This window comes from Wolbachia endosymbiont of Drosophila bicornuta (assembly GCF_028982105.1).
In the GTDB taxonomy this organism is placed as follows: domain Bacteria; phylum Pseudomonadota; class Alphaproteobacteria; order Rickettsiales; family Anaplasmataceae; genus Wolbachia; species Wolbachia pipientis.
In genome coordinates, this window is record NZ_JAPQLF010000132.1 from 1 (window position 1) to 3,608 (window position 3,608).

The 3,608-nt window shown below is 33.5% G+C and carries 2 protein-coding genes and 1 pseudogene; 2 read left to right on the forward strand and 1 reads right to left on the reverse strand.

Annotation, left to right across the window (positions count from 1 at the left end; genetic code table 11):
- Positions 1-638, forward strand: a pseudogene (locus tag OZD68_RS06820) (IS3 family transposase); the annotation flags it as partial.
- 173 nt (positions 639-811) lie between these two features.
- Positions 812-2,143 (forward strand): DNA recombination protein RmuC, encoded by a 1,332-nt coding sequence (locus tag OZD68_RS05660; RefSeq protein ID WP_275009225.1) that lies wholly within the window; start codon positions 812-814, stop codon positions 2,141-2,143.
- A gap of 36 nt (positions 2,144-2,179) precedes the next feature.
- Here OZD68_RS05660 and OZD68_RS05665 read toward each other — a convergent pair whose 3' ends face one another.
- Positions 2,180-3,508 (reverse strand): IS4-like element ISWosp9 family transposase, encoded by a 1,329-nt coding sequence (locus OZD68_RS05665; RefSeq protein WP_275009191.1) that lies wholly within the window; start codon positions 3,506-3,508, stop codon positions 2,180-2,182.
- Between the last annotated feature and the right edge of the window lie 100 nt (positions 3,509-3,608).

Sequence of the window (3,608 nt, forward strand, 5' to 3'; positions counted from 1 at the left end):
GAAAAAAGCAGTAAAGAATTAGCAAAAGAAGGGCTTCTAGCAGATATTCAAAAAATACATCAAGCTTCTAAATGCAGATATGGAGCCCCTAAAATTCACGCTGAATTAAAAGCTTTAGGCAAAAATTAAAACAGTACAAAGTGTTATGCAAGAAAATGGCATTAAAGCCAAGCTTAGACGAAGGTTCAAAAATAAAAAACAGCAAATAAGCAACCGAGTTGTGGCTCAGAACACATTGGATCAAAATTTTACTACTGATCAGCCAAATAAAGTTTGGGATTACCTACATAAAAACTAAAGAAGGTTGTTGGCGGCAATAATTGACCTATATTCACGCATGGTGGTTAATGAGTAACATGATAATTAGTTATAGATTCTTTATTGATGGCCGTTGATAAACACAAACCCGATAAAAATCTGCTGTTACATAGCGATCAAGGGTCACAGTATACCTCTCAAAATTACCAATTTCTATTGAACACAAAAAATATCATTTCCAGCATGAGCCATAAGGGCTGTTGTTACGATAACTCTGTTGCAGAAAAGTTCACTTAAAAGGGAGCTGCTTATTGATACTTCTCGCTCAACAAACCAGAACTGCCATATTTGAATACATAGAAATCTTTTATAACAAATAACGTAGACATTCTACTATTAACTATTGCATTCCTGCACAATTTATTCTCATGATAAAAACGTCTTAACTTTCTCTCTACTTTTTCTTGGTAAGGTCACCTCTTTAGGTGCTCCTTTTTTCTTTCTTATACACACAAAAATCATATAGAATTGTAAATACAGCTTTTTTATTCTGATGCTTTTCAATTCTATAGCTCTGGTTGTCTCTCTATTACTATTTTTCTACATTATCGTAAAAAAACTGAGCGAAAAGAAAGCAAACCTTGAGGGTAATTTATGTAAATTAGAGCAAGAACTTCAAGAAACAAAGCAAACTTTGCTTACGAAGAATGAAGAAATAGTTGATTTAAGGGTCAAAAAAGCAGAACTTGAAGTAACTCTGCAAAAAGAACGTGAGGAAAAGAAAAAGGAAATAGAATTACTAACAAAAGCAGAGGAGAGATTAACAAACACTTTTAAAGCGCTCTCTCTTGATGCTTTGCAAACAAATAACAATAATTTTCTGAACTTAGCAAAGGAAGTAATCGATAGTAAATTAAAAGAAACGGAAAGCGATTTCAAAAAAAGACAAGCAAAGATCAACGAAGTTGTAACTCCAATAAAAGAAAAATTAGAAAAATTCGATAATGAAATACGTGAGCTAGAAAAGGAGAGGGTAGGGGCCTATGAAGGTTTAAAGGAGCAAATTGGAGCGCTGATGAACCAAAATTCCAACCTTGCTAATGCCCTGAGGAAACCTCACATTAGGGGCAAATGGGGTGAAATGCAACTCAAAAGAGTGGTAGAAATGGCAGGAATGATTGAGTATTGCGATTTTTTTACTCAGCCGTCAGTGATTGATAAAAACGAGGATAATTTATTGCGTCCTGATTTAATAATCAAAATGCCATCTGGAAAGCAAATAATAATAGATGCTAAAGTGCCGCTTGATTCTTACATGGATGCTATATCACAAAATGATTTGCAAATACAAAAGGAGAAATTAAAGAACCATTCCCTGGCAATAAAAAAACACATAAATGATTTGGGTAAAAAAGAGTATTGGAATCAATTTGAAAATACGCCAGAACTTGTGGTGCTTTTCTTAACAGGGGAGGGGGTTTTTAGCGCAGCACTGGAATATGAGCCTGCTTTGATAGAGATTGGAGTGGAAAAAAAAGTGATCATTGCAACACCTATCACTCTAATTGCGTTGCTGAGAGCAATAGCGTATGGATGGAAGCAAGAGATGATAGCTGAAAACGCAAAGAAAATCAGTGAACTAGGTCATATTTTATATGAGCGCATTTGCACAATGGGTGAAAACTTTGATAATTTGCGCAGGAGCTTAAAAAGTGCTGTTGATCATTATAATAAAACTGCTGGCTCTCTTGAAGCAAGGGTGTTTCCTGCTGCTCGAGAATTCAATAAGCTTGGTATACATGCAAAAAATAAAAGTTTAAGTGCTGCAAAGGAATTAGGGTCTTTACCACGCAGTTTACATACTGAGGAGCTGAAAGTAGATTAGGCATCTTAAGAGGGAGTGTTAAATAAACCATACGCGTCAAGTTAAGGAATGTAGAGAGCTTAAAGTAGATACCCTGGTCTTCCTATATCTGTCTTTCAAAGAAAACTTTGACCAGATTATAGTAAGCTTTTTTAGAAAAATTTTTAAATTATTGACAATATTGTTTAATATCAAAAAGAGCTCTCTAACCCGCCTTTTCAATTCAATAAATGCCTTTGTTAAACTGAGCTCCGTGTTCTTTTTTAGTTTTACAAAGCCAACCATTTCGTGAAATACGAGAATAGCACATAATTTTGCGTATAGCTCGCACAATACTCTAAATGGATTTGTCTTTCCTTTTAGTTTATCAAGATTGATATGACTTTTATATAGTTTAAATAGTAATTCGATTTGCCATCTTACTCTATAAACCGTCAATATTTGTTCAGCATTAATTTTACTCTCTGGAACATTAGTTATAAATATTGACCAATCTAATAACTTTTGATTCTTTTGAGAAGATGTATATCCATGTGACTTTGCTAATTTATTAGCCTTTCTTCTTCTAGCCATAGACTGTTCTTCAGTTAGCTTTTGACATATAATTCTTACCTTAATTTTTACTTCCTTTCCTAATAATACTTCTTTTTCTGAAGATAATTGACCTTCTAAATACTCCAATAGCTCTATTTTTTGATTTGTTTCTATATCATATATATTGGTATCAGACTTATAACGACTAACAAAATATGCACCTGCTTCATCAATCTGTTTAAAAGAACTAGGCACAAAGTAGCCCAAGTCAAATATTAGCAAATCATTGGCTGATAAACCGTTCAGATAATCCCTATAACCTTGATCCGACCTTATTCCTTCCATAAAATTTAACTTATCTAGCGCTTGATTCAGGTAATCAAAGACTAACTGTAGCTTTATTCCTGATTTGGTATTATTCTCACAATCTCTATAGCTACTGCCATATCCTTTGTACATATCTTCCATGCTACTGGGCAGGCTAATGTAGCTGCTATCCAATAATTTAACGCTTCCAAATTGCTGTAAAATTTTGCAATCAATCTGTAGACTTTTTTTAAATAAACACAAAGCTTCGTTATACATTTTTTTCATGAACTCAACTGCTTCTTCACTAAACCTAAAATCTAAACCCTGTTTTGTAATTTCTATCGAGTCTTCATTTAGCAATTGGCACATTGTTTCTATGCTGCAATCATCAACTCCTATGTTACCAAAAACCATAGCTTTTATGAATGATGAGCCATTAAGTTTTCTCTTTCTTTTTATAAAACCTACTGCAATTGATATTTCGTCTGCTTTTTCATTAAAGAATTCATTGAGGTCTTTTGATAAGCAAGCTATTCTGTCCATTGTAAGTTCTCTCATTCATATATCCAAGAGAATTTATACCTTATTATTTTCCTTCACTCTATCAACTTTACTTACACTTTTCCTTAACTTGACGCGTATG

Bases quoted from the DNA above. Each gene is read 5' to 3' on its own strand.
- OZD68_RS05660 (WP_275009225.1), top strand. From the start codon at position 812: ATGCTTTTCAATTCTATAGCTCTGGTTGTCTCTCTATTACTATTTTTC.
- OZD68_RS05665 (WP_275009191.1), bottom strand. From the start codon at position 3,508: ATGGACAGAATAGCTTGCTTATCAAAAGACCTCAATGAATTCTTTAAT.